27 protein-coding genes and 1 pseudogene are annotated in these 26,067 nt (G+C 67.3%); 17 read left to right on the top strand and 11 right to left on the bottom strand.

Annotation, left to right across the window (positions count from 1 at the left end; genetic code table 11):
- Positions 1-113: 113 nt before the first annotated feature.
- The 10 genes from ACWD11_RS03645 to ACWD11_RS03600 form a co-directional block, all read right to left on the bottom strand.
- On the bottom strand, positions 114-758 hold the full coding sequence (locus ACWD11_RS03645) for a hypothetical protein (protein WP_451281034.1): 645 nt from the start codon (positions 756-758) through the stop codon (positions 114-116).
- A complete protein-coding gene (locus tag ACWD11_RS03640) occupies positions 755-1,405 on the bottom strand; it encodes a hypothetical protein (RefSeq protein ID WP_451281032.1) in 651 nt (216 codons plus the stop codon). Before ACWD11_RS03640 ends, ACWD11_RS03645 begins: the two co-directional genes overlap by 4 nt.
- A 46-nt stretch (positions 1,406-1,451) precedes the next feature.
- Entirely contained in the window at positions 1,452-2,684 is a 1,233-nt protein-coding gene (locus ACWD11_RS03635) for a hypothetical protein (protein ID WP_451281030.1), read from the bottom strand.
- A 98-nt stretch (positions 2,685-2,782) separates the two neighbouring features.
- Positions 2,783-3,088: a hypothetical protein gene (locus tag ACWD11_RS03630; protein ID WP_451281028.1), complete on the bottom strand. Its 306-nt coding sequence runs from the start codon at positions 3,086-3,088 to the stop codon at positions 2,783-2,785.
- Between the two features lie 62 nt (positions 3,089-3,150).
- Positions 3,151-3,792, bottom strand: a complete 642-nt coding sequence (locus ACWD11_RS03625; protein ID WP_451281026.1) for a hypothetical protein — start codon at positions 3,790-3,792, stop codon at positions 3,151-3,153.
- 24 nt (positions 3,793-3,816) lie between these two features.
- On the bottom strand, positions 3,817-4,899 hold the full coding sequence (locus ACWD11_RS03620) for a hypothetical protein (protein WP_451281024.1): 1,083 nt from the start codon (positions 4,897-4,899) through the stop codon (positions 3,817-3,819).
- Entirely contained in the window at positions 4,896-5,567 is a 672-nt protein-coding gene (locus tag ACWD11_RS03615; protein ID WP_451281022.1) for a hypothetical protein, read from the bottom strand. The genes ACWD11_RS03620 and ACWD11_RS03615 overlap by 4 nt, the downstream gene beginning before the upstream one ends.
- Positions 5,568-5,810: 243 nt before the next feature.
- Entirely contained in the window at positions 5,811-6,722 is a 912-nt protein-coding gene (locus ACWD11_RS03610; protein WP_451281020.1) for a hypothetical protein, read from the bottom strand.
- Positions 6,723-6,728: 6 nt separating this feature from the next.
- Positions 6,729-7,973 (bottom strand): hypothetical protein, encoded by a 1,245-nt coding sequence (locus tag ACWD11_RS03605; protein ID WP_451281019.1) that lies wholly within the window; start codon positions 7,971-7,973, stop codon positions 6,729-6,731.
- On the bottom strand, positions 7,963-9,981 hold the full coding sequence (locus ACWD11_RS03600) for a hypothetical protein (protein WP_451281017.1): 2,019 nt from the start codon (positions 9,979-9,981) through the stop codon (positions 7,963-7,965). Before ACWD11_RS03600 ends, ACWD11_RS03605 begins: the two co-directional genes overlap by 11 nt.
- 622 nt (positions 9,982-10,603) lie before the next feature.
- On the opposite strand from ACWD11_RS03600, the gene ACWD11_RS03595 reads away from it, so the two are divergent.
- From ACWD11_RS03595 to ACWD11_RS03555, 9 genes are read left to right on the top strand one after another with little or no spacing between them, the layout of a single operon-like run.
- On the top strand, positions 10,604-11,335 hold the full coding sequence (locus ACWD11_RS03595; protein WP_451281015.1) for a hypothetical protein: 732 nt from the start codon (positions 10,604-10,606) through the stop codon (positions 11,333-11,335).
- Between the two features lie 17 nt (positions 11,336-11,352).
- Entirely contained in the window at positions 11,353-12,189 is an 837-nt protein-coding gene (locus ACWD11_RS03590) for a hypothetical protein (protein WP_451281013.1), read from the top strand.
- Complete coding sequence (locus tag ACWD11_RS03585) at positions 12,186-13,493, top strand: CpaF family protein (RefSeq protein WP_389415516.1); 1,308 nt, start codon at positions 12,186-12,188, stop codon at positions 13,491-13,493. Before ACWD11_RS03590 ends, ACWD11_RS03585 begins: the two co-directional genes overlap by 4 nt.
- A gap of 4 nt (positions 13,494-13,497) precedes the next feature.
- The gene (locus ACWD11_RS03580; protein WP_389415515.1) at positions 13,498-14,469 is read left to right on the top strand and encodes a type II secretion system F family protein; all 972 of its coding nucleotides are present in this window, start codon (positions 13,498-13,500) and stop codon (positions 14,467-14,469) included.
- A gap of 11 nt (positions 14,470-14,480) precedes the next feature.
- Positions 14,481-15,389: a type II secretion system F family protein gene (locus ACWD11_RS03575; RefSeq protein ID WP_389415649.1), complete on the top strand. Its 909-nt coding sequence runs from the start codon at positions 14,481-14,483 to the stop codon at positions 15,387-15,389.
- A 32-nt stretch (positions 15,390-15,421) separates the two neighbouring features.
- The gene (locus ACWD11_RS03570) at positions 15,422-15,673 is read left to right on the top strand and encodes a hypothetical protein (RefSeq protein ID WP_389415514.1); all 252 of its coding nucleotides are present in this window, start codon (positions 15,422-15,424) and stop codon (positions 15,671-15,673) included.
- A 26-nt stretch (positions 15,674-15,699) separates the two neighbouring features.
- Positions 15,700-16,137, top strand: coding sequence for a TadE family protein (locus tag ACWD11_RS03565; RefSeq protein ID WP_389415648.1), 438 nt, complete (start codon positions 15,700-15,702; stop codon positions 16,135-16,137).
- Positions 16,137-16,547, top strand: coding sequence for a TadE/TadG family type IV pilus assembly protein (locus tag ACWD11_RS03560; protein WP_451281011.1), 411 nt, complete (start codon positions 16,137-16,139; stop codon positions 16,545-16,547). Before ACWD11_RS03565 ends, ACWD11_RS03560 begins: the two co-directional genes overlap by 1 nt.
- Before the next feature lie 29 nt (positions 16,548-16,576).
- Positions 16,577-16,993, top strand: coding sequence for a Tad domain-containing protein (locus ACWD11_RS03555; RefSeq protein ID WP_389415647.1), 417 nt, complete (start codon positions 16,577-16,579; stop codon positions 16,991-16,993).
- A 24-nt stretch (positions 16,994-17,017) separates the two neighbouring features.
- On the opposite strand, the gene ACWD11_RS03550 is transcribed toward ACWD11_RS03555, so the two are convergent.
- Positions 17,018-17,353 carry a hypothetical protein gene (locus tag ACWD11_RS03550; protein ID WP_389415512.1) on the bottom strand — a complete coding sequence of 112 codons (336 nt, stop codon included), beginning with the start codon at positions 17,351-17,353 and terminating at the stop codon, positions 17,018-17,020.
- Positions 17,354-17,425: 72 nt separating this feature from the next.
- On the opposite strand from ACWD11_RS03550, the gene ACWD11_RS03545 reads away from it, so the two are divergent.
- The 8 genes and pseudogenes from ACWD11_RS03545 (at position 17,426) to ACWD11_RS03510 (ending at position 25,891) form a co-directional block, all read left to right on the top strand.
- Positions 17,426-18,073, top strand: a complete 648-nt coding sequence (locus ACWD11_RS03545; RefSeq protein ID WP_451281009.1) for a hypothetical protein — start codon at positions 17,426-17,428, stop codon at positions 18,071-18,073.
- Positions 18,074-18,228: 155 nt separating this feature from the next.
- Complete coding sequence (locus tag ACWD11_RS03540; protein ID WP_451281007.1) at positions 18,229-18,630, top strand: hypothetical protein; 402 nt, start codon at positions 18,229-18,231, stop codon at positions 18,628-18,630.
- Positions 18,631-18,732: 102 nt separating this feature from the next.
- Entirely contained in the window at positions 18,733-23,301 is a 4,569-nt protein-coding gene (locus tag ACWD11_RS03535) for an RHS repeat-associated core domain-containing protein (RefSeq protein ID WP_451281005.1), read from the top strand.
- A 7-nt stretch (positions 23,302-23,308) separates the two neighbouring features.
- Entirely contained in the window at positions 23,309-23,851 is a 543-nt protein-coding gene (locus ACWD11_RS03530) for a barstar family protein (protein WP_389415508.1), read from the top strand.
- On the top strand, positions 23,842-24,483 hold the full coding sequence (locus ACWD11_RS03525; protein ID WP_451281003.1) for a hypothetical protein: 642 nt from the start codon (positions 23,842-23,844) through the stop codon (positions 24,481-24,483). The genes ACWD11_RS03530 and ACWD11_RS03525 overlap by 10 nt, the downstream gene beginning before the upstream one ends.
- A gap of 26 nt (positions 24,484-24,509) precedes the next feature.
- Positions 24,510-24,980, top strand: a complete 471-nt coding sequence (locus ACWD11_RS03520; RefSeq protein ID WP_389415506.1) for a hypothetical protein — start codon at positions 24,510-24,512, stop codon at positions 24,978-24,980.
- A gap of 41 nt (positions 24,981-25,021) precedes the next feature.
- Positions 25,022-25,423 (top strand): annotated as a pseudogene (locus ACWD11_RS03515) (SUKH-3 domain-containing protein); the annotation flags it as partial.
- Positions 25,424-25,438: 15 nt separating this feature from the next.
- Positions 25,439-25,891: a barstar family protein gene (locus ACWD11_RS03510; RefSeq protein ID WP_451281001.1), complete on the top strand. Its 453-nt coding sequence runs from the start codon at positions 25,439-25,441 to the stop codon at positions 25,889-25,891.
- Positions 25,892-26,067: the final 176 nt, after the last annotated feature.

Genomic DNA, 26,067 nt, shown 5'->3' with positions numbered 1-26,067 from the left:
TATACATTCCATCGGAGACATTTCCGGGCGGTAGCCAAGACATAGGAATAGGTTCTCCAATCAGAGGGCGAGCAATCATTGTGATTGCCGGGTTCGGGGAATCACCGTGAGGATCAGTCTTCATCCTCTTCGTCAGGGAAGACGTAGTCATCAGGGCGCAGAGTGATGGAATGAGCTAGTCCATCCATGTCATTCAATGCTGTCAGAACCTGCGTCGGCGCTGGTGAGCCTGTAATGATGACGACGTCCTGGCCATGTTCCTCATTCCGCCACGCGTAGCGAAGACTTGCGATCACGGCATTCGTTTCGTCCTCCACCGAGTAACGAATAACGCGCAGACCGGTTCCGAGGGATTCGGTTGTAAACTCCTCCACGATCGGCTTCTCCACCGCTCCTCCAGCGTCGGCGAGCGTTACTCGGAGCAGCTCAGAGTCCTTCTCGCCTTCTGCCGGAAAATGAGTCATGAAGACCGGAAGCGGAAGCGCTGAAGGGCTGGGTAGATACAGCAGCACGCCGAAGCCAGGGAACATCTTCGGGTATCTCTCGACGGAGGCCACCAGTGTTTCCGTCAAAAATTCGACTCCACCTTTGCCGGGTTCCTCATCCGCGTCCTCCCACCAGAGTTCGGCGGCCTCAGCCGCCCATTCCTGCGGAGTTCGATTGTCGTCGTCATCCCAGGGCTCCACCGCACCGATCGTCCACCTTGGCGGGATCTCCAACCACACATCCAGGTCGTACTCGATGTCCAGCCAGCTCATTCGGTGCTCCAGCGAAATGTTGTGATGATTGCGTCGAACAGGGTGACGGTGGCATCGGCCAAATCATCTCGTGGATCACCGCCGCCGAAAGTCGAAAAGGAGATTGTCAGCACTCTGCCAAAATTCCCCGGGACAGCGGCTACATAATCCACACGCCTGGACGCAAGCTCAATCTCTCCCTCGGGATCGGCGTCGACCACTACCTCGCGCCTGATGCCGGGCGCCCGGTCTACCTCGATCGATTTGTAGTCTGAACCTGCGGTCATTCTCTCGAGGAATCGCATTGAGTCCTGATCGGAGGTGATTTCACCGACGACGAACGATGTAGCTATAGGGCTTCCCCCGGGTTCCATAATCGGTAGGTAGAAGTCCAGTCCACCGCTCTTGCGAGCATTGCTGATTCCCGCGTTCAGGCGTCGCTCAATCTCTAGACGATACCGTGTAGTGACATCTCTTGGGAAACCTCTCGGCAGGGCACTGCAAGCGGCGGCGACGATCTCGCGTACTGTTGCCTCCCTGTCGCGCTTACGGCGTAGAGGGATGCGCTTCCAGTTCGGCGGAAGGATCAGAGAGTAGCCGACGGCCGGACCCTCGGTGATCTTATCGGATGTGCCTTCTGACGACGCGCCGGAGTTACTTGGTTTCACTGAGTCCCCTGGTGAATTTTAGTAGGATTGATTTGCGTCCAACATCTCACCAACCGGATCCCTGCTGCACCGTGAACTGCTCCTTTGTTTCGTTGTAGCCCTCGACGTAAGGTTTATCCGGCCAGATATCACTGGTTCCGAGTCCCTTGTCTGCCAGGTCTGCTCCCAGGCCGGCTCCGAAGGCGACCCTGAACCTGTCGCGGTACACCTCAGCAGCCTGACTGACCTTCAGGACCTCCGGTGAGTCGGGGTGACTGGCCCGCATATGCTGGATGTCTCTGTAATGCCGGGCGAATTCTTTATCGCCACCGGAGGCCGCCAAATCTCGCTTACTCGAGTTCGGCAGCTCCCTGTTGCGCTCGTCAGCCCGGGCCGCATTCTTGGCTGAGTTTTTCTGCCGCTGCGCGGCGTACAAGGCTCTTTCTGCACCTCTGCGGTGCCGCTTCTTCGTGGTCTTTTTCCGGACCTGCCGGTCAGCTCGCTTGATCTCGTTGTTGATTTTGTTATTGTTCTCGGCACCCTTTTGGGCGCGTGCGGCCTTTCCTGATGCCTTCGCAGAAGCCTTTCGAGTGCCTGCTTGGACGCTTTTGAGTCCCTTGAGGGCCTTGGCCCCGAGGCCCATCGTCACGAGTGAGAACGCATCCGCGGCAACGTCAACCCAAGAACCATCTCCCGTGATGGCGAGTAGGACGTGGCCAGCCATCACCAATCCCGTTGCCACGGTGGCGACCATGGCGACCCAACCGACGGGGGTGATGAAGAGGGCCACCAACCCAATAAGTGTCGCAGCCCAGCTCAGAACATCTATAGCAACCTTGACGTAATCGACGACACCTTCCCACCAAGAGTCTTTGATGATGTCATCGATTTCCCGGCCGATCTCAGTAGCGTAGTGGTTCGCGCGCTCGTCCCGATGCCCCTTAACCCCCTCAAGCTTTTTCCGGTATCCCTTCAGTGGGTCGTCATCGCCTGGAGCTTTGGTCGCTGCGTTCCCATTCGTCTCGGCTTTCTTTTTTGCAGCGTTTATTTCCTCTTCTTCCCTTTTTGCGTCCGCAAGAATTTTGTCAGCATTTGTCTGGCAATCCTCCAGGTCATTGGCCCAGTCACTCAGGAACCCGTGGACGCGCTCATATCTGCTCGCGACTTCCCTGAGGTGTTTTTCGAGATCGCCTGACTCCTCGCGAAGCTTGCCCGCGTACTTACCCTTGAGTTCGTTGTCATCTCGGATCTTTACGAGATCGCGGGCTTGGTCGCGCAGCGATTTTGCGACGTTGCCCATGTGCTTTACTTCGTCCCGGATCTCTTCCGGGTCGCCTGGTACTGGATCTGACTCAGCAAGTGGGTGCCAGTCCTTGGGGCGAGGCTTCGAGGACGCGGTTACTTCTTCTTCCTCGCGTTCCTGAGTTCCTTCGCGAGTTCGGAATCAAGTCCTGAGAAGCCATCGATCGTGGATGTGACGAGCTTGCCTACGTTGTCGACTGTCTCGATCATCTTTTCCCGATACTTATCCCAGTTGCTCACGAAATCATCCATGACGTCTGCGATTCGACCGCTTCCCCAATAGGGGTGCATGTCATCTTTACGGTTGTCGAGATCTTCGAGTTCTTTCTTGATTCCTTTGAGCCGAGACTCTGACTCGACAAGTAGATCGATGTTGACGATGAGATCGGAGTCGCTTGACATGGCTGCTTCTCGGTCTCCTCTGTCTGGTTTGGGTTTTCCGGAGATGCCGGATTGGCACCAACTTATTTCGGGTCTGGGTTGAGCCAGATGCTCCGGGCGAAGCCGTCGAAGATACCGAGATGGGCGTTCAGCCAGTCATGCTCTGCCGACATGGTGCGTACGGAGGCGTAGACCTGGAGTTCTTCCGACCACCAGCCATAGTTCAGAGAGACGTTGAGGGCGCCTCCACTGCCGAAGTACCGAAGGCAGCGGAGGCCTTGTCCCAGTCGGGGGGAGTGGAAGTCCGTGACCTCAGGCGGGCGAACGGGGCTCTCTTTGGTGGCCTGGACGATCGTGTGGAGGCCGGTCTCGCGGTCCACGCCTTCCAAGGGCCCAGCGAGGGCGTAGAACGGCTGCGGAATTCGGCGAGGATCGCCGGCGTAGAGGAAGGCTTGGTCCGCCGGAATGTTCGGTGCCGGATGAACCTCGGCCATCTGAAGGAAACGCTCAGCGAGTTTCAGTCGCTTGGGGCGACGCCACCACGTCTTGTGCTGGTGGCGGACGGCCTCCACGCACATGAGGGACCACTTGATCATTTCGTCCTGATCCTCTTCCGTCCAATGGAGAGGAAGGTGAAACCACTGGAGCGGATCGGCTTCAAATTCGAAGAAGATCATGCGCGAGTCCTGTTCGGCGGAGATGGTGAGGGCGTTGAGGAGGGCCACCGAGGCCGGTCCCAGCTCTCCTGCTCAGCGGTTGATGGCCTGGATTTCCTGGACCGTGATGGCCTGGTTGTTGCCGAAGGTGCCGTTCGGGAGGTTGCCGCCGGTGCCGCCCGTGCCTGTCCAGGTGATTTCCCAGGTGATGGTGGCCTGGAGGTTGTAGGTGCTGTTGCCGGAGGAGCGGAGGTACTTCAGGCCGCAGGGCGGGGTTTTGTTGGCCTTGCCCTTGGCGTACGGCTCGCCGATGGAGCCGTCGGTGTTGATGGCGCACTCGCCCGACGCTGGGTAGGTCTCGGCGTCTGCCGTGCCCGGCTGCAGCTTCAGGGCCACCGGCTTTGCCGTGGTCGTGGCTTGGAGGTTGACACCGGGGGCGTTGATGGCGGCCGTGGCCTGGATCTCGTTGAAGACGGTCTTGTCGAGCCAGGCCCAGGTCGGCAGGTTCACCTTGGTGACCGCCTTGGGGGCGAGGGCGACTTCGGTGTCGGGCAGTTGCATGTGCTGGTAGGCGAGGGCTGCGAGGATCTGCGGGGTGATCGCCTGTTCGTACCGGGGTGGTGGGGGCTCGCCGGTCTCGACCCAGAAGGGGAGGTCGTTGCATGAGCTGCGCTTGAGCAGGTCCGGTTCGTTCGGGTTCTCCACGGCGGCCCAGAACATGCCCTTGCCGTCGTTCTCGACGTTGTAGTCCTTGTAGCCCGGGGTGTTGGTCCAGCCGTATTCGTCCTCGTAGTGGCGCTGCAATTCGCTGAGCGCGGCGCCTGCGTGGCCGCCCATGCCGGGGGCGTTCATCTGGCCCTCGATGTCCTTGGACATCTTTTTCTTGAAGTCCTTGGCGCCGAGGTAGGGGGCGTACCAGCAGGGCGGTGGCGTCCAGTTGACGTCGGTGGGCGTCATGTTGCCGGTGCCGCCGTTCTTGGCCACGGAGCCGGAGTACGTGATCTGTGCTGCGGCGTAGATGCCGTTGCCGTCGCTCCCGCCGCTCGTATCCCCTTCTGCGGCTCCCTCATCGGAACCCACCGGCTTGCCCGCGTAGGCGGATTCTGTGAGGAAGAGCGTGCTGAGAGCCAGCGTCAGGGCTGCGGTGGTCAGGAGTGTGCGCCGCGGCTCCCTCACTGGCACTTCGCCGCCTTCGTCTCGACGAACACCTTGGAGGCCTGCCACAGATCCGTACCCGTCGGGTACTTGACCATGATGATCTTGTAGTGGTCGAAGTCCTCGATGCTCGGGTCGGTCTTGAGCACCTTGCCGGTCTTGACTTCCTTGCCGAAGAACCGGCTCGCGTCGGCGCAGAACGCCACCTCGACTGTCGTGCCGTTCTCGGCGGACCGTGTGGCGACGTCGTAGTGGCGCAGTGTGCCGGTGGCGGTCCAGCCGCCTTCGATCCAGGCGTTGATCTGCGTGTCCGCGTACTTCAGACCGTCACCGGTGGCGTATGCGGTGACGGCTGCGTCCTTGGTCGTGCGCTTGTCCACGCCGCGATAGATGGCACGGAAGAAGTTGGCCGTATCCTCCATCGCCGCCGTCTCGTTCTCGTCCTCCGGCTCCGCCCAGTCGAAGAGCAGGTTCATGTCCTTCGGCAGGGAGACGTCCACGCCGTCCGGCTTGTTCTCCGCCGGTGCTCCGGAGGGCTGTGCCGACTTCGTCGGCTTCTCCGTCCCCTGCTCGGCTCCAGCGATCTTGTCGTTGCCGCTGGAGTTGTCGTCCTCGCTGCCACACGCTGTCAGCAGCAGGGCCGCCGTCGCGGCGAACGCGGCAGCAACGGGCAAAGAGCGGCGCTTCACAGTGGACTCCCCGTGAGATACAGATGCAGGTGAGAGCACTGACGGTATCGGTGGGGCTGGTGGGTTCGCCAGGCGGAACCTGCCCGCTGGGGTGGGTGTTCAGGACATTTCTGGTGCACATCTCGCGCCGTCCGTGTCCTGATCGTGTGCACTGGAGTGTGACGTCGGTCTCGGACGTCGAGGGGGCGTTTCGGGTCCAGTCCGGCCCAGCCGCTTCGCGGAAGCTATCGACCGGCGGGCGGCTCAATCCCACGCCCCCTTCGGCAACTTCACCTCCCTGGACTCCGTCCACCGTCCACCCCACGGCCCGAACAGCAGCACGAACGGTGCTGGAATCCCCACCAGCACGACCGCCCACCCCGGCAGCACCCAGCCCAACTGGGACACGCACAGGCAGCACAGGAACAACGCGGCGCCGGTGCGGGCGTAGGCGACCGCCGCCTGCGAAAGCTCACCGGACCGGAGAACGCGGGCGGCGACCGCGTGGCCCAGCGCCGCGCCCGCGTGGAGGCCCCAGAGGATGCCGCCGGGCAGGACCATGGCCGGTGCTCCGGTGCGGGGGAACGCGAACGCCAAGCCGGCCGTCAGGCCCGCCACCGCTCCGGTGAAGGTGCTGGTCAGGATGACCACGGCTGCCAGGTGGCCGCGAACCTGAGCAGGGGAGACCCTCACGCGGAACACGGCACCCCAACCCGCCGCGACCACCGGCACGCTCACCACCAACAGGACCGCCGCGCCGAAGATGCCCCCGCTTTTGCCCGGCCCGTCCGTCGCGGGGAACACGCCCTCCAAGTGCCATGCCACCGGCGCCATCGCCACCACGTACAGCCAGTACGCAGCCAGCATGGCCCAGCCCGCTCCGATCCGTGCCCCGCGCCGAAGCGCCAGTGGCGTCTGCAGCAGGCCCGCCGTCGGCACCGCGATCAGCGCCCAGGCGAAGATGAACGCCTCACCGCCACGGCCCTCGGCCCGCACCCGATCGAAGAGACCCGGCGAGGCCGACAGCCCGAAGGTCTCCGGCGCGATCGTCAGCCACACGGTCAGCGCGAGGGAGAGCACGCCCGCCGCGACACCGGCCGCGATTCGCGGAGCTCTGGAGTGGGAGGAGGGCGGCAGCGCGGGCGGTCTGCTGTCGTGCTCGGTCCTGGTCGTCATACGTGCCTACCCATGCTCCCGGTGAAGTCTCCCCGCCCCACCCGCGCTCCGCGTGAACTCTCCCCGCCCCACCCGCGCCGCCAAGCTGTCCCCGCCCCGCAGCAGCGACCCGTACCCCGAAGCCGCCCAGAAGCTCCCCGGCACCTCGAAGTACGGGACCGACTCGCCGTCCGTCAGGACCTCGGGCGAGCGGCGGGCCCGTAGAGCCGTCGCACACGCGGCGCACACGGCCACCTGTGCGCGATCCCGGTGGCCTGGCGGGCGCCACGTCATGTGGCGGGCGGCGCGGCCGTGGAGGGGGTTGAAGAAGCAGAGGGGGAGGGGATCGGTGGAACCGGAGAGCGCCGCCTCGCCCTCGGCCACCAGCGCCAGGACTCCCGCCAGATCCGGCACGCCCCGGGCCTCGTCAAGGACCGTCCCCGCCGCCGCGTACGCGTCCAGAGCGTCCCGCAGGCCCGGTGTCATCGCCGGATCCGCCGCCTGCGCCGACTCCGCCAGGGCCACGACTTCCGCCTCCGCCCTGGCGCGCAGCGCCGACTCATCGGCGGCTCGGGCCGTGGCGAACACCGATGGTGATGGGGTCCTACGACGGCGGCGGCTCACGGCAGAGGCCAGTGCTGCCAAGGTGAGCACCCCCAACGCGACCATCGCCCAGACCGGCCACGACCGCCCATTCACCTTCCCGTCAAGCCCGTCGGGCGCCGGGCCCGGCCGCCGCTCCGCATCTACCCCCAGGTCCCGTACCGCATCCTCGTACACCGCCGTGCCCTGTCCCTCCGCCACCAGCTTCACCGCCTTCGACGTCAGGTCCGCAAGGCTCGCGTTCCTCGTCTCGTCCAGGAGGCCCGCCGCCGCCACGGCGTCGGCGGTCTGGTGGGTGTCGGCCGGCCACTCGTACCCGTTGAGGGAGTCCGTGAAGTCGCCGTCCGTCGTGATGAGGATCAGGTCGCCTTGGGGGAGCCGGTCGCGTACGACCGTGGCGAGGACGTCCGCGTCACCGTTGAAGGCGTCGCCCTTGGTGAGAGGGGTGAGGACGACCTTGATGGGGAGGTGGGTCGCCTCGACCTGCGCGGCCAGTTGTCGCTGTCGGGCCTGCGGGATCGCGTAGGCATCGTCGACGTAGACCGGTGTCGTGCGCAGAACCCGGGCGATGCGTTCCCCAGGGCTGGGGGAGGAGTCGGCCGCCGCCGGGGTGGGGGCGGTCAGCAGCAGGGCTGCCAGCAGGGGAACGACGACACGCCTAGTGGACATGCGCCGACTCCCTCACTCTGTCCGCCACACGCGAGACCCCGTCGGCAAGGGCCGCCAGCGGGTGAGACGCGTCCGAGTCGTAGGCGACGCGTCCGCCCTCGGGAGCGGGCAGCCTCATCAGCATCCCGGGCAGGTCCCGCGGCGCGGCGATCGCCGTGTCCCGGCAGACTGCGCAGACTGGGAGCATGCGGCGGCGGTTGCCGGTGGCGGACACGCGTACGTGGTGGCGGGAGACCGCCGGCCCGTGGAGGGGGTTCACCGCGCAGCACAGGTCGTTGTCCCACCTGGCCGCGCGGGCCAGGACGATCACCGTGAGGAGCGTCGCGGGGTCTGCGCGGCGAAGGTTCTCCGGGTCCCCTTCCACCAGGAGCAGCGCGGCGTCATAGCGGTCCCCGGCGCCCTCGGGCGTCCCGTCGGGCGGCAACGCCCGCAGCTCCGCCCGCGCCGTCTGCCGCAGATACGACTCCGTCGGCTCGTGCGGCGACACGAACGGCAACGCCTCCGTCGGCAGCGGCCTGCGGCGCCGTAGCGCACCACCGACGATGCCCAGCACGGACGCCACCAGACCGAAGAGGAGCCCGGCCGCCAGGACGCCCAGGATCAGGCTCGGCCAGAAGTCGGAGCCGTACAGCGGCGGCAGGTCGTCCTCCGTGACGGGGTCCGAGACCGAGTAGGGGACGCCGGGCGTCGTCGGCTCATCGGTGCGGTCGGTCTTGTCGAGCGCGGTCATCAGGGCGTCGAGGCGTTCTCCGATGAGGAAGTCCTCGGCCTCGTCCGACTTAGTGTCGCCGTAAGTGACGGACTCCGGGAGGTCGTAGAAGGGGCCGTAAGGGTCGAGGCCGAGGCCGTAGTTGAAGGCGGTGATGTAGCCGTCCAGGGGATCGGCCACGACGAACACGCCGTCGCGGCCGCCGAGTTTGTCGCGAACCGCCGCGATGAACGGCTCCTCCTGGCCCTCGGACTCGTCCGCGTACAGCTGTGGTACGACCGCGACGAACACCGGGCCGCCGCCCTTGGTGCGCTCAAATCGTTCGATACGGCTGTGCAATCGTGCCAGTTGGGCGGAGTCCAGGACGCGTGGGCTTTCCCTGTCGATGTACACCGGGTCCTTGGCAAGGCCCTCTGCCACGCGGTCGATCCGGGCGTTCAGGTCGATGGCCCGGGGCGGGGGAGAGGCGCTGGACGTCGTCTGGTCGAAGACGAGGGGTGCGGTTACGGCGATGGCGACGGCGGTGCCCAACGCCAGAACCGGCGCGGACCAGCCGTACTTGGGCTTGCCGGTCGCTCCCCGCAGTCGGCGCCGCCACCGACGTACGTAGGGGATCAGCAGCAGGAGCAGCGTGGGTGCGCCGGCGAGGAGGACGCCGGTGAGAGTGGACTGGTTCTCCCGGTCCGCCGGACCGATGTACATCTGCTCCGGGTCGTCGTCCTGGTACTTCTCCCGAGCCGCCTCCGCCCGAGCCGCCGCCTTCTCGGGGCCCTGGGCGATGGCCTCCGCGAACAGTTCGAACTCGCGCAACGATCCGGCGTCGTAGGGCAGTTCGTAGAGACAGATCGTCAGGGCGTTCTCTGCCGGTGCGGAGACGCCGTAGGCCGTGGCGTGCGAGACCGAGGACTCGTCGATCAGCACGAACAGCCCGTCCTTGCCGAGCCGGTCGTGCACTGCACCGAGCAGGGCCTCCCCGTCCGCCGCCTGACCGGGCAGGACGAGGACATACGTCGGGACGCCCGTGCGCTTCGCCACCTCGGCAAAGTCCGGAGTCATCGACTTCGGTACGTCGCGCGGGAGTTGGTCCGAGACGTACACCGGGCTCTCGCGGAGACGGTCGGCCAGGTAGGCCGCCTGGGTGTCGGCGCGGGCCGGAGTCGCTGTGGCAAAAGCCGCGAACAGCGCTGCCACGAGAGCGCAGAACGCGAGGAGTGCCCGCGCGAGCCGGCCCCCTTCCGTGCCGTATGCCCTCAGCGCGCTCACCGTCGCCGCCCCCCGTATCCCGTCGGCTGTTGTCACCGGCGGCACTCTACTGAGAGCTTCGCTGGTGCGAAACTCGTCGGGGCACGGACTACGGGGAAGAGGACGATCAGGCTTCGGGGGCCGCGAACAGGTCGTCGGCGGAGTCCACCGTCACGGCCCGCACGCAGGCGCTGGGAGGTCTCCGAGCGGAAGAAGGACAGATCCACGGACATCAGTTGCCTCCAGGTCTCGGCGGCTCTGGCTCACCACGGTAAGGATCCGAACGGTCCTCGATTCACTCGTGGGTGTGGACCAGGTTCATCTCGTGAGTGAATCGTGCAGGGCTCATGGTCACCGCGTGCCGAACAGGCGGTGCGGTGCCCGGTTCCCCTTCGCTACCGCACAGGCAGACGCAGCTCACTACCGCGTGCGCAACTGGGTCACCGGGGCATTCCAGTTGCGGATGAGTAACAGTCCCGCCACCGTTCCCCACGGGGCCGGACGCGTCTTGAGGGGCTTATGGGCGGCTGATACGGTGCCATGGCTTGACACTCACCCCAGCTGCTGACTATCCGCGCAGACCGCGACGATGAAGCGGGAAGCCGGGTGAAGTGTCCGGAATTGCAGAGAATTTGACAGTCGTGGCAGACAATTTCTTGGGTGTACGGGGAGCGGTTGCGTGAAGATCCAAGAGCGTACGGGGGCGGGCGCTGGACGTTCCGCCGCTCCGGCTCAGCCGTCGGTCGGCGATCGGCTTCCCACCCCTCCTCGCGAGCGCAAACCCGCGCTGGCCGCACTGGCGGTGCTGCTGATCCTGGTCGGCGCGCTCGGCGCGACCATGCTGGTGCTGCAGGCCGGTGACCGGATCGAGGTCGTCAAGGTCACCAAGGAGATCCCGGCCGGCGGATCCGTCACCGACGACAACGTCACCTCCGTGATGGTCGCCGAGGACGAGAGCATCCACTACGTCAAGTGGGAATTCCTGGACGACCTGAAGGAGCTCAAGGCCCTCCACACCATCCCGGCCGGCGTCGTGCCGGTCGGCGAGATGTTCAGCGAGCAGGTCGGAGTCACCGAGGGCAAGGCCACCGTCGGCCTCTCCCTCAAGGCCGGTCAGTACCCCACCGGTCTGAAGGCGGGCGACACCGTCGCCGCCTACCGCGTCGGCACCACCAGCGGCTCCAACTCCAGCTCCGATGAGGAGGGCAGCGGCGCCGCCGCCGGCGGCAACGACACCCTCATCGTCGACCAGGCCACCGTCACCTCCGTGCCGGGCGCGGGCGGCGACGACATCGTCGCCAGCAGCAACCTCGCCGTGACCCTCACCGTCGCCGCCGACAAAGCCGCCCTCCTCGCCCAGGCCGCCTCCAACAACGAAGTGGCCCTCGTGCTCGTCCCCGGCAGCAACTAGAAGGCGGCACACCACCCATGGCGCTCATCGCTCTCGCCGCCGACAAGGGTTCCCCCGGCGTCACCACCGCGGCCGTCGCCCTCTCGGCGGTCTGGCCGCGTCGCGTCCTGCTCGCCGAGACCGACCCGGCGGGCGGCGACCTGGTGTACCGCAGTGCCGCCGCGCACGGCGGGCCGCTCAACCCGAACACCGGCATGCTCTCCATAGCCGCGACCGCGCGACGCGGCCTCGTGCCCGACCAACTCTGGGACCACGTCCAGCCGTTGAGCGGCGGACTCGAGGTCCTCGTCGGACTCGGCATCGCCGAGCAGGCCGCCGGTCTCGCCGGGCTGTGGCCCACCCTCGGGCACGCCTTCTCCGCCCTCGCCGACTCCCCGCACGCGCCCGCCGACGTCATCGCCGACTGCGGCCGGATCAGCGGCGACACCCCGGCCGTGGAACTCTTCCCGCACGCCGCCCTCGTCCTGCTGATCAGCCGTACCGAACCCGAGGCCATCGCCCGGGTCCGGGACCGCGCCGCCGCCCTCGCCACCAAGCTGCACGGCGGCCCGCGCGGCACCGCGAGCCTCGCCACCCCGCTGATCGGCGTCGTGCTCATCGCCGACCCGGGCGACGCCGCGAAGATCGCGGGCCAGGTCAACGACATGCTCGTGCACGCCCAGACCGGCGCCCGCGTAGTCGGCACCATCGCCGAGGACCCCAGCGGCGCCGACCAGTTGGCCGGCCGCAAGCGCGGACGCCTCGACAAGTCGCTGCTGATCCGCTCGGCCCGCAAGGTCGCCGCCGACATCTACCAGCAGTACGGCGCCGCATGGACCCACCAGGCGCAGCTGAACGGCGGCGCGGCTCGATGAGCGCTGTCGATCACCAGCTGGTCAAGCGGTTCCGGCAGGAGGCCGGCGACCGCATCTCCGAACAGCGCCGCCTGGACCAGGCCAGCGGTGTCACCCCGATGTCCAGCGAGGACGAGCGGCAGTACGCCCGTGCCGTCATCGCCCAGATATTGGAGGAGTACGCCCGCACCGAGATCAACGCCGGGCGCACCCCGCTGGACGCGGAGACCGAGGAGCAATACGCGGCGGCCGTGCACGCGGCGCTGTTCGGGGTGGGGCGCCTCCAGCCGCTCCTGGACAACCCCGAGGTCGAGAACATCGACATCAACGGGTGCGACCAGGTCTTCGTCGGCTACAGCGACGGCCGTGAGGTCAAGGGCGACCCGGTCGCGGAGACCGACGAGGAGCTCATCGAGCTGATCCAGGTGCTCGGTGCCTACTCCGGTCTCTCCTCCCGGCCCTTCGACTCCGCCAACCCTCAGCTCGACCTGCGGCTGCCCGACGGCTCCCGGTTGTCGGCCGTCATGGACGTCGCCCGGCGCCCCGCGCTGTCCATCCGCCGCGCACGCATGGGCAAGGTCTTCATCTCCGACCTCGTCGGCAACGGCACGCTGACCCCCGAGGTCGGCCACTTCCTCGCCTGCGCGGTCCGCGCCCGCAAGAACATCATGATCGCGGGCGCCACCAACGCCGGAAAGACCACGCTGCTGCGGGCCCTCGCCAACGAGATCCCGGGCCATGAGCGCCTGATCACCGTCGAGCGCGCCCTGGAGCTGGGGCTCGACACCTTCCCCGAACTCCACCCGAACGTCGTGGCGTTCGAGGAGCGGCTGCCCAACTCCGAGGGGCAGGGGGCCATCACCATGGCCGAGCTGGTCCGCCGCAGCCTCCGGATGAACCCCTCCCGGGTCATCGTCGGTGAGGTCCTCGGCGACGAGATCGTGACCATGCTCAACGCGATGTCGCAGGGCAACGACGGCTCGCTGTCGACGATCCACGCGAACAGCTCCAGCGAGGTCTTCAACCGTATTTCCACCTATGCGCTGCAGGCGACCGAGCGACTGCCCATCGAGGCCAGCCAGATGCTGATCGCGGGCGCGGTGAACTTCGTCGTCTTCATCCAGCGGCGCAACGACTACCAGAGCGGCGGCCGACTCCAGCGCATGGTCACCTCCATCCGCGAGGTCAACGGCGTCGACGGCCGCGTGCTGTCCAGCGAGGTCTTCGCCGAGGCGCCCGACGGCCGCGTCGTACCGCACGCACCGCTCGCCTGCCTGGAGGACCTGATGGCGCACGGATACCGGCCCGCCGGAACGTGGGGGTGAGCACATGAGTGAACTCGGCTCCATGGGCGGCCTGTTCTCCACGACCGTCCTGTACGCGCTCGTCTGCGGTGTCGCCGTCGGCGGCGGACTCGCGCTGCTCCTCATCGCCGTACGCGGACTGCCCGCCAAGCCCGAGCACGAGAAGCAGCGGGCGAGCGAGCGCGCCAACGAACTGATCCGGTTCGCCGGTCAGCGCGGGTCGCTCGCCGCGGGCGTAGGACTGGTCGTCCTGCTGCTCACCCGGTGGGCGGTGCTCGGCATCGCGGCCGGGATCCTCGTCTTCTTCTGGGACCGGCTCTTCGGCGGGGCCGCCGAGGAGCGGGCCGCCATGAAGCGGGTGGAGGCGCTCGCCTCCTGGACGGAGTCGCTGCGCGACACCATCGCCGGCGCGGTCGGCCTGGAGCAGGCCATCCCGGCGTCCGCGCGGGCCGCGGCCCCGGTGCTGCGGCCGCACCTGGACGCGCTCGTCGACCGGCTGCGCTCACGCACCCCGCTGCCCGACGCGCTCCAGCAGCTCGCCGACGAGATCGACGACGCCTCCGCCGACATCATCGTCGCCGCGCTCATCCTCAACGCCCGGCTGCGCGGCCCCGGTCTGCGGCAGGTGCTCGGCGCGCTCGCCAAGTCCGCCCGCGAGGAGGTCGACATGCGTCAGCGCGTGATGGCCCAACGGGCGTCCACCCGGCGCTCGGTGCAGATCGTCGTCGCGGTGTCCGTGGCCTTCGTACTCGGCCTGTCCGTCTTCAACCGCGAGTTCGTCGAGCCGTACGGCGACCCGATCGGCCAGCTCGTCCTCGCCTGCGTCTGCGGCCTGTTCGCGCTGGGCTTCCTGTGGCTGCGCAAGCTGTCGACGATCGAGACACCGGAGCGCTTCCTGGTCCGCGACGAGGCGTCGGTGCAGTTCGTGCGGCCGCGGACACCCTCCGGTGCCGCCCAGCCGTCGCCGTTTCAGCCGGAGGAGGGGGCACGCCAGTGAGCGATGTGACGATGCCGATCGTCGTCGGCGCGATCTTCGGACTGGGCGTGTACACCCTCGTCCGCGCCCTGATGCCGACCAAGCGCAGCGCCGTCGCCCAGGTCGCGCGGATCGACGCGATGCGGGCGCGGGGTGCGGCGTACGGATCGGCGCGCACCACGCAGGACACGGGCCGCTTCTCCTCGACCCGGACCGAAGTCGGCCGCCGGGTCGCCGAGTTCTACCTGCAGCAGGGCTGGGAGCAGCGCTCGCTGCGGGCGGACCTCGCGGTGCTGGAGCGCAGCTGGGAGAAGTTCCTGGCGACCAAGGTGCTGCTGGGGGTGGCAGGCCTGTTCTTCGGCCCGTTCCTGTTCGCGGTCGTCTGGACCCTCGGCTTCGGCAGCAGCCCGGTCATCCCGGTCTGGCTGGCCCTGCTCTTCGCGGTCCTCTTCTTCTTCCTCCCCGATGTGGAGGTACGGCGGGACGCCGCCGACAAGCGGCGCGACCTGCGGCGGGTGATCGGCGCCTATCTGGACCTGGTGTCGATGAGCCTGGCCGGCGGACGCGGTCTGCCGGAGGCGCTGATGGCGGCGGCCGAGATCTCGGACGGCTGGGCCAACCAGCGCATCCGCAACGCCCTCGCCGACGCCCGGATCACCGGCACCAGCCAGTGGCAGGCGCTGGGTGCGCTCGGCGAGGAGCTGGGCGTGGAGGAACTGAAGGACCTGTCGGCGTCGTTGGCCCTGGTCGCCGATGACGGCGCGAAGGTCCGGGAGTCCCTCGCCTCCCGCGCCGAGACCATGCGGCACCGCGAACTCGCCGAGATCGAGGGCAGCGCGGGCGAGAAGTCGCAGTCGATGCTCGTGGCGCAGCTGCTGCTGTGCGCCGGCTTCCTGGTGTTCCTGATCTATCCGGCCGCCATGCGCGTGTTCCAGGTCTGACGCCGACCAACCCTCTGAAAGGACAACTGACCATGACCGAACGGAACTTCCGTACCGGGATCCCGGCGGTGGACTTCCTCGTCACCTTCCTGCAGAGCCGTGTGCAGCGCGCCCGCTCCGGCGAACTGGACCGCGGCGCCTCGGCCGTGGAGTGGGTCATCATCTCCGCGGTCGTCGTGGCGATCGTCGGCGTGGTCGCCGCGATCATCAACCGCGCGCTGGAATCCGGCGCGGAGAACGTGGAGGACTGCATCGAGGGCGCCAGCGCGGCCGGCACCTGCTGAACATGGTGACGGGGGTGCAGCGACGTATGCGGGCCTGGGTACGCCGTAGACGGGAGGAAGCCGCCACGCGCGGCGACTCCGGCATGTCCGCGATCGAGTTCGTGCTGCTGACCCCCGTCCTGTTCTTCATGATCTTCGCGACCGTGCAGTTCGCGCTGTACTTCTTCGCCGATCACGTGGCCCAGGCGGCGGCCCAGGCCGGTGCCCGCAAGGCCCGTGCCACGGCGGACGCCCAGCCGGGGGGCTGGCGCGGCGAGGCCCGTACGGTCGTCGACAGCTACATCGAGCAGCTCGGCCCGACGCTGGTGCTCTCGCCGGACGTGACGATGCTCCAGCCGGAGCAGAACACGGTGGGCGTGGAGATCACGGCGCGGGTGCCGTCGGTCTTCCCGGGCCTGGACCTGACGGTGCACGCGCAGTCGGCGGGGCCGGTGGAGCGGTTCGTGCCGGAGGGGGAGAACTGATGCGGTCCCTGCGGGAGGACCGGGGCCTGTCCACCATCGAGGTCGTGATCCTCGCCCCGGTGATGATGCTGTTCATCCTGGTGCTGGTCGCCTTCGGGCAACTCGTCGACGGGCGGGGCGCCTTGGACGGTGCCGCCCGGGACGCGGCCCGCGCCGGGTCCATCCAGAAGGACCACGGCACGGCGATGGCCGAGGCCCGCAAGGCGGCTGCCGCGAACCTGGCGGACGTGTGCTCGGGCCCGGTGACGGTGACGCAGACGAGCGCGGGCTTCGACCCGGAGGTGGACCCCCTCTTCTCGGTCCAGGTCAGCTGCAGGGTCAGGGGCCTGGCGATGCTCGGCCTGGACATCGACCCGACGATGGACGCGACCTTCAGCTCGCCGCTGGACCCCTTCCGGAGGTCGGCGTGAGACGGTGGTTCTCGCAGGTCCGCGCGGGGATGGACGACCGCGGTTCGGGCGCCGGCGCGGTGATCATCTTCGCGCTGCTGTTCCTGTCCCTCGCGGCGTTCGTCATCGACGGAGGCATGTCCATCAGCAAGCGCGAGCGCGCGGCCGACATCGCGGAACAGGCCGCCCGTTACGCCGCCCAGGACATCGACCGCGAGGCCCTCTACGACAACGAGGGCGGGCCCGCGCCGATCAACTACGAGAACTGCGACGCCCGTGTGAAGGCCTTCGCCCGCGAGATGGACATGACCGGTCCGGACATCGCGGCGACGCACTGCGTGGCGGCGGACGTGGACCAGGTGCAGGTCCAGGTCCAGCTCACGTACTCCCCGGTCTTCACCGGCATGTTCTACGGCGGTGACGTGATCGTCCGCGGGGAGGCGGTGGCGGAGAACGAGGTGGGCTGACGGGGCGCGGCCCAAGTCCCGGGCTCAGCCCTTGTCCTTCTTCGGCCGCTTGTCCTCGGTCTTCATCGCGTCGTTGACCTGCTTGGCGAGCTCGTCGTCGAGCTTCTTGAACTCGCGGACCACGGCGTCGGACATGCCGGCGAGGGCGTCGAGCTGCTGGCCGATGTCCTCGCGGCCGTCCTCCCAGTTGGACTCGAAGTCCCCGAGAGCGCTGTTGACGGTGCCGTCGCCGATGTCGTCCGCGTAGGCCTCGAACATCTTCTTGGTGTGGTTCATCCGGGTCTTGATGGACCGCAGCCGCCGCCCGTAGTCCTCCAGCTCGGTCAGCGGCAGCGACAGGTCGCTCTTGCCCTTGCCCATGTATGCGTCCCCCGACTGGTACTCGTAGGCTGATCGGCACCGTACATCGGATGAAGGGGGAAGGTCGACGTCATGGCCCGCTACATGGAGGCGCTCACGATCGAGCGCGGTGGCTTCCGGATCAAGGTGCCGGAGTCGTGGTGGGAGTTCGACGTCCGCCCGGAGTCCCGCGACGACTCGATCCGCCGCATGGTGAACGAGCGCGTAGCCGGCCACCCGGAGCTGTCCAAGTACCGCGACGTGTACGTGGAGTTCCTCCGCAAGGCAGCCGCCGACGCCTGGAAGTCGGGTGCGCTGTACTGCGGTTGCATGGCGGAGAGTTTCGGCGGCGACACCCCGATCACGGGCTCGGTGACGGTGTCCCTGGTGGGCGGCCGCTCGCAGTCGGGCGAGCCCCTGTCGACGGACCCGTCGGTCATGGCGAGCCAACTCGCGGTCAAGGAGGCCAAGAAGGAGGGCGACTCCTGGCGCAAGGTGACCACCGTCGACATCCCGGGCGTGGGCCCGGCGGCCCGGACGTACGGCATCGAGGACATCGCGGTCCCCGACGACGCGCTGAAGCGCACGATCCGCGCGGTGCTGATGCAGACCTTCATCCCGGTGCCGGGCCAGGAGGGGAAGGTGGCGCTGGTGGCGGGGAGCAGCCAGGTGCTGGATCTGGCGGACTCGTTCTTCGACATCTTCGATGCGATTACTTCTACGTTCCGCTTCGCGGAGTAGGTCGCGAGGAGAGATCCATGGAGAAGCCGGGCGCGGATGCCGTGCTCTCCCACCTCAAGGATCTTTGTCCCCCGCCACCCCGCCCCGTGGTCCAGCTGGTACCTCGGCCCGGACCAGGAGAACCCGGCCTGACCGTTCCCGCGAGCCACCGTGCATTGACCAGCACCTACGGGGCGGGCTGTTTCGACGAATTTTTGTGGATCTTCGCGCAGAGTGCGTCCAACGGGTATCTCGACATCGCCGAGCAGACCGGGCGGATGCGCGCACTCCTCCAGGACAGGCCGCTGCCCGTCCTGGATGCCTACCGGGCCGAACCCGGGGACCTCGTGCAGTGGGGTGTCACCGACAACGCCGATCTGCTCGCATGGATTCCCGAGGGTGACCCCGAACACTGGCCGACCGTGATCATCCAGGCCGGCCGGCTCGGTGCGGTCGTGAGTGCCCGCAGTTCGGCCGACCTCGTCCTCGCCCTCCTCGGCGGGGCTCTGCGTGTCCCCTTCTTCCCCGACGACTTTCCCAGCGAGCGGCCCTCGTTCTCGCCGGACCCGTATCACTGAGTCCGCGGATCCACCGGCCACCCTTCGCATCGAACGTCTGACCCTTGTATGTTCCCGTGTGCATACGGTTGTTGGTGGTGCGTACGTGACGGGGGTTGCGGTATGGCGGGGCATCGGCCCACGGATTGGCATGTCCTGGATCTGGACGGTGATCCGGTGCCGGGGGATCCGCAGCAGGTGCGGCAGCTGGCGAAGAAGCTGCATGACTTCGCGGATGACGTGTCGGATGCGTTGCGTCTGGTGAAGGGGATGGCGGGGGAGGGCACGCTCGCGGAGTGGGCGGGTAAGTCGGCTGAGGTCTTCAAGGAGGACTTCGCCGATGTGCCGAAGAATCTGAAGAAGCTGAAGTCGTCGTACGAGTTGTGCGGTGATGCGCTGGCGGATTACTGGCCGAAGCTGGAGCGGGCGCAGGCGTTGGCGGATCGGGCGCTGGCGCGGGGGCGGGAGGCGCGGTCGGATCTCGCGTCGGCCAAGTCGCGGCTGTCGACGGCTGATTCGTGGGTGACGCGGGCGGGGAAGGAAGCCGACAAGTACAAGGACGACCCGACGGGCAGTAAGGCGGCCGATAAGCCGGACGAGGCGAAGGTCCGCGCCGCCACCCGGGATGTGCAGCAGGCGGAGAGCGCGCAAGCGACCGCCCGCGGCGATGTCGCGGATGCGCAGGGTGCGTTGGACGCGGCGAAGAAGATGGCCGAGGACGCGCGCAAGATGCGCGAGGAGGCCGCCAGGACCGCTAAGACGAAGATCGATGAGGCGTCGGACGCGGGGATTCAGAACCGGTCGTGGTGGGAGGACATCGGGGACTGGTTCGTCGACAACTGGGACACGATCGTCGCCGTGTGCAAGGTCGTCGTGGCGGTGGTGGGTGTGATCGCGATGATCATCGGGGGGCCGATCCTCGGCGCAATTCTGCTGGTGGCCGCGCTCGTGGTGCTTGCGGATACGCTCTACAAATATTCGCAGGGCCGGGCATCGCTCTGGGACGTGGCCTTCGCCGCACTGGGTTGTATACCCGCGTTCAAGGGCCTGACGACACTGGGCGGACTTGCCAGGGGCCTCAAGGGCGGTATGGCCGCCGTGAAGGGGATCCAGGGCGGCCTGAAGGGCATGGGGTTGGCCATACGAGGTCTGGGCAAGAACGCCCGCACCATGGTCACCGACGGCGCCAAGGGCGCCTACAACCGCGCCAAGAACCTGGTCAAGTCCAAGGGCAGTGACCCCGTCGACATGGCTTCCGGCGCCATGTACTTGCCGCAGACCGACGTCGAGCTGCCGGGCCTGCTGCCCCTGGCGTTCACTCGCCGCGTCGCCTCCGACTACCGCTGCGGATGGTGGTTCGGTCCCACGTGGGCCTCCACCATCGACCAACGCCTCGAAGTCGATGACACCGGCATCGTCTTCGTCACTGAGGACGGTCTGCTCCTCATTTATCCCCACCCCTCGAGCCCGCACATGTCGGTCCTGCCCGAGTCAGGCCCTCGACGACCTTTGACCCGTCTCGACGACGGCGGCTACCGCATCGACGACCCGCTCACCGGCCGCACCCATCACTTCACCCACCCCACCGCCGCCGGCATAGCCCTGCCGGCGGGCATCAGCGACCGCAACCAGCACACGATCACCTTCGACCACGACGAGCACGGCACACCGCTCGCGATCCGCCACTCCGGTGGATATCACCTCAAACTCACCACCGACGGAGGCCGCGTCACCGCCCTGAGCCTTGCCGGGGCAGCCGACGACGGCACTGACGTTCTCATCAAGCGGTACGGATACACCGACGGCAACCTCAGCGAAGTCGTCAACTCCTCCGGTCTGCCGCTCCGGTTTACCTACGATGAGCGACTGCGCGTGACCTCGTGGGAGGACACGAACCGAAGGCGATACCTCTACGCCTATGACGACCAGGACCGCTGCCTCGCCGAGGGCGGCGAGGCCGGACACATTGCAATCAGCCTCACGTACGACGGTACAGATCCCGCCTGGCCCGACTGCCGCGTCACCACCCTCACCACCGCCGACGGCACCGTCTCGCGCTTCGTCGTTGACGACCGGTGCCTGGTGGTCGCCGAAGTCGATCCGCTGGGGGGCACGGTCACTACGACCTATGACGCGCATCAGCACGTCATCGCGAGTACGGATCAACTCGGGCGGCGCACGACCTTCGTGCACAACCAAGTGGGGCAACCGCTGGAGGTGATCCGGCCCGATGGTTCCGCGGTACGTGCCGAGTACGACGAACGGGATGTCGTCTCGGCCATCACGTTGCCGGACGGCTCGGTCTGGCGGTACACCAACGACGAGCGCGGAAACGTCACCGCCATCACGGACCCCGTCGGCGCGACCACGCACTTCCTCCGGGGGGCGGACGGCAGTCTCGTTGAGGCCCGGGACGCGTCGGGCCGTGCTTCCGCCTACACCAACAATGCTGCTGGCCTCCCGCTCACGGTCACCGATGGCCTCGGCAATACCACGCGCTACGCGTACAACGCCTTCGGACTGACCACCGGGGTGACCGACGCGCTCGGTCACGAAACCCGCCTGGAGTGGACCGTCGAGGGCCTGCCCGCTCGACGAGTCGAACCGGATGGGGCGTACGAGACCTGGGAGTACGACGGCGAGGGCAACTGCGTCCGTCATGTGGACGCGGTGGGTCAGGTGAGCACGTTCGAGTACACCCACTTCGACCGGCTCAGCGCACGCACCGGTCCAGGAGGCGAGCGTTTCACCTTCACCCACGACGCCGCTCTCCGCCTCACCACGGTGACCAACCCACAAGGCCTGAGCTGGGATTACACCTACGACGCGGCCGGGCGACTCCTGGCCGAGTCCGACTTCGACGGTCGCACCACCCGCTACGCCTACGACGCAGCGGGCCAGCTCGTGACCCGGACCAACGCCCTTGGACACAGCGTCCTCTACGAGCGGGACCCGCTGGGCCGGATCACCGCCAAGGACGCCGACGGAACCACCACTGTCTACACGTACGCGGTGAACGGTTCACTGATCGGTGCTGTCGGGCCTGACAGCAGCCTGCGAGTGGAACTCGACCCGCTGGGCCGTCGTATCCGGGAGTCCGTCGACGGCCGGACCGTGAGTTTCGCCTACGACGCCGCCGGTAATCGGACGTCGCGCATCACCCCATCGGGCGCGCGCAGCACCTGGGAGTATGACGCCGCCGGCCGCACCGCGCGGCTGGCCACAGCGGGTCACACCATCGACTTCGGGCACGACGCGGCGGATCGGGAGATCGTTCGCCGCGTGGACGGCGCACTCACCCTCACTCGCGGTTATGACAGCCTCGATCGGCTGATCACGCAGGTGAGTACGGCGCCTGGTGACCGCCTGATATCCGAGCGCACCTACACCTACCGCCCCGACGGCTACCTCATAGGTACCCAGGACTCCCGCACGGGCAATCGAGGCTTCGACCTCGACGTCCAGGGGCGGGTCACGGCGGTGCACGCCGAGGGCTGGAGCGAGCGCTATGCCTACGACTCCGCCGGCAATCAGACGGAGGCCGAGTGGCCCGCGCGGCATCCCGGGCATGAAGCCGCCGGGTCGCGCGCGTACACGGGCACACGGCTCACGCGGGCCGGTGGCGTGCACTACGAGTACGACGCCCAGGGACGCGTTGTCGTACGACGTAAGACGCGGCTATCCCGCAAGCCCGACATCTGGCGCTACGAGTGGGATTGCGAGGACCGGCTCGCGGCTGTCATCACGCCGGACGGCAGTCGCTGGCGATACACATACGACCCACTGGGCCGACGGACCGCGAAGCTCAGACTCGACGCCGACGGGGTGACCGTCCTGGAGCGCACCGTCTTCACCTGGGACGGGAACACGCTCTGCGAACAGACCACCGAGCACGGCGGTACGGGTGGCAACACCACGCTCACCTGGGATCACGACGGTCTGTCTCCTCTCAGCCAGGCCGAACGCATCTGGGCGGCGGAGGCACCGCAGGAAACCATCGACGAGCGCTTCTTCGCCATCGTCACCGATCTCGTGGGCACTCCGACCGAGCTGGTCTCCCCGAACGGGGAAGTCGCCTGGTACACGAGGTCAACACTCTGGGGGACCACTGCCTGGAACAGCGGTGCGCGTGCATACACCCCGCTGCGCTTCCCGGGCCAGTATCACGACCCGGAGACCGGTCTCCATTACAACCACCACCGGCACTACGACCCTGAGACCGCGCGCTACACCAGCCCCGACCCCCTCGGCCTGCTGCCGGCGCCGAACCCCGTCACCTACGTCCACAACCCCCACAGCTGGTCGGATCCGCTGGGTCTGGCACCTCGGTGCCACCAGCACGGTGGCGACACCGGCAGCCCCGACGGCCCCGGGCTGCTCCCCGGCCCCGCGCCACAAAGGGCTGTGGACATGCTGAACAAGGTCAATGCCCGGCCCGGAAGTATTGGGAAGGTCGACGGCTACCATGGCAACGCGAACTGGGGTAACAACAAGGCCCAGCTGCCAGGCGGCAAGTACAAGGAGTGGGACGTCAACGCCAAGGTCGACCTCCCGCAGTGCAGCGCACCCGGTTGCGGCAAGGAGATCAGGGGCACTGAACGTCTTCTGACCCCGAAAGACGGCCCCGGTCCCGCTTACTACACACCGGACCACTACGGAACCTTCTACTACGTTGGTGAATTCACAGGGTGATCCAGAAATGACTGGTTTCGACATCACAGGGACTTCGGAGCCCTGGGTCGTCTTCGTTCCCGAAACGGACGTCGAAGTGCCACGGCAGCTGTCGGGCCTGGAGTCGAAAGGCGGACAGGTCTACCACCTCGACTCCCGCGAGCTGATGACGGAACAGGGAATCTACGGCGCATTCGCCCAAGCTCTGCAGTTTCCCGGCTACTTCGGCAGGAACTGGGACGCGATGGTGGACTGCCTGGACGACCTGTGCGGCGCGGTGACTCGGGGAGTGGGAATCGCCGTCGTCGTCGACGAAGCGGACCGGCTGCTGGATACGGAGCATTTCCCCCTGTTCGTATCGGTCCTCTGTCAGGGAGCCGATCGCGCGAATTCGGCGGTGGACCTGGACGGATTCCCTCAGGACCGGCCGGCCGTCGCCGAGCACTTCGTTTTTCGGTTCCGTGATTTCGATTCCGAGAGGATTGCACTCCGGGTGGGCCAACCGGACCTCACTCTCACCAAGGAGGACGGGTTCGTCGGGGCTGCGCTCAATCCCGATGAGTGGCATTGAGGGCGTCAGTTGCGGAAGGCCTGATCGCACGCGCGGTGTTCGGGCCGCTCGGCGGGGTGGTGGAAGTCGGTGCGGTGAACTCCACCGGCACCTGGCGGCTCACCGAGGTCTCCATGGGCGACTATCTGGCGCGTCACCGGTCCGACGTCGAGCGTCTGTTGGAGGGCATCCGGTCCGTCTGCCGGTTCAGTGACGACGCGATGGCGATCGTCGACGAGCTGGGCAGATTCCGCGACCATGACGTGCCCGCGGCCTTCCTGCTGCTCTGGTCAGGGGGCATCACGGGTGTGCCGCAGCCGCTGGAGCGACTTGAGGAGCCGCCGGTGGTGCGGCGGATGTGCCGTATGGCGGCGGACCTGCAACTCACCCTCTTCCTGCAGGCCCTGATCAATGCCGCGATTGCCGCTGGGACGGAACCCGGACGAGGGGCGCCCGAAATCGCCGAAATTCTGGCTGGCGCCTCCGACTTGGCCGATGCCACGGGCCGAAGCACCCCGGCGGACATCTTCAGGATGTGGCGGGTCGCTCATCTCCCGGCCATCCTCCGCCCTGAGTCGGACGCTCCGGAGAGCGGCAAGGCCGGCTTCCGGGCATACGACCAGCTGCTGGAGGAACTGCTCGCAGCAGCCTGACGGTACGACAAGGGGGGTGCCCCACCGTGACGCGCGGATGGGACTGGAAGACCGGCGAAGGTGTGTCGCGTATCGATGACCCCGCCGAGGTCGACGCCGCCTTCGAGCGGGGTGAATGGCCGCTCGGTTCGGCGGTGATCGGATTGGCCTTCAACTGCTCGTTGTCCGAGGCCTCACCACGGATCATCAGGGCGATGCGGTTGACGGACCCGCATCAGCGAGGCTTCGCGTTCACGGCGGCGGGTACGGCGGCGCGGCTCAACAATGAGCTGACGCCGGAGCTGTACGAGGTGCTGCGCGCCGAGGGCCGCGGCGGTTTCGCCGAGAACGCCATCAGGGACACGCTGACATTTGTGCCGTTTCGCAAGCTCACGCCGTGGTTCAAGTGGCAGAAGATGCGGACAAACGTGGTGGACAAGCTGGACGCCTGGCGCCTGACCGCCACGGACGCGGCCGAGGACGCCTGGAAGGCCCTGCGTCGGCGGCGTCGCTCGTGAAACTGCAGCAGCACGAGCAGCGATAGTCCGCGGAGACCGACCGGGTGCTCCGCGGAGCCGGCTGGTACCCGGGCCGCTCGGTGTGCACGGCTGAGTGGGAGAACACGCTCCGCGAGCACGGCGGCTTCGAGATCCACGAGGCGGCCCGGCCCTTTCTCACCGAGTTCGGCGGGCTGGAGAGCAGTGAACGAGGGCTTGGGAGGACGATGGCCCGCATGGGGTTCACTTTCGACCCGTCCGTGGCCGCATGGGACGACGAGATCTTCGACGTCCTCAGCGAGGAGGCCGGGGTCGACCTCTACCCGATCGGGGCGGCCGATCGCCGCAACACCTATGTGGGGATCGCTCCGAACGGCGCGGTATACGTCGGCATGGACAGCGTCACGCTGCTGGCGGAAACGGCGGACGAGGCACTGGAGAAGCTGGTCGAGGGCATCCGATAGAGGGTGAGGTCGCTCATGAGCGAGGCCAGTGGGTGGGACGTCGTCTTCGTCGCCCGAGGGACGGCCGAGGTGCACCGGCGGCTACAGGAGTTGGAGGAGGCCGGGGGCCGTGTCCTTCGTCTCGACTCCCGTGACCTGATGACCGAGCAGGGGATCTACGACACGTTCGCCGAAGCTCTGCTGTTCCCCGGCTACTTCGGCAGGAACTGGGACGCGATGGTGGACTGTCTGGACGATCTGTGCGGTGCGGTGACCGGCGGGGTTGGGGTTGCCGCTGTCATCGGCGAAGCGGATCGACTCCTGGAAGCGGACCACTTTTCCCTGTTCGAGTTCGACGAGTTGAACGAGTTCGACGGGGAGAGGGTCGCCCGCAGGGTGGCGCACCCCGACCTGACGATCACGGTCGGGGAGGGATTCGTCGCGGCCGCTCTGAACCCGCAGGTGTGGCACCAGCGGAGAGCCCCCTGAGCCTGCCGTCGGCGATTGTGTGGGGAATGTGAGGAGTCACCCGGTCCCGGGCGCCCGTGCCCACCTGGCCTTCGACGACCCCGCGGCGAGTCCATAAGATCTCTGTAGGCTCAGCACACCCATCACACCTCACCCCGCACGCCGAACCTCGCACCTCGCCACACACGACCACACAC

This window comes from Streptomyces sp. NPDC002776 (assembly GCF_053592195.1).
This window is presented reverse-complemented; position numbering and strand designations above follow the sequence as displayed.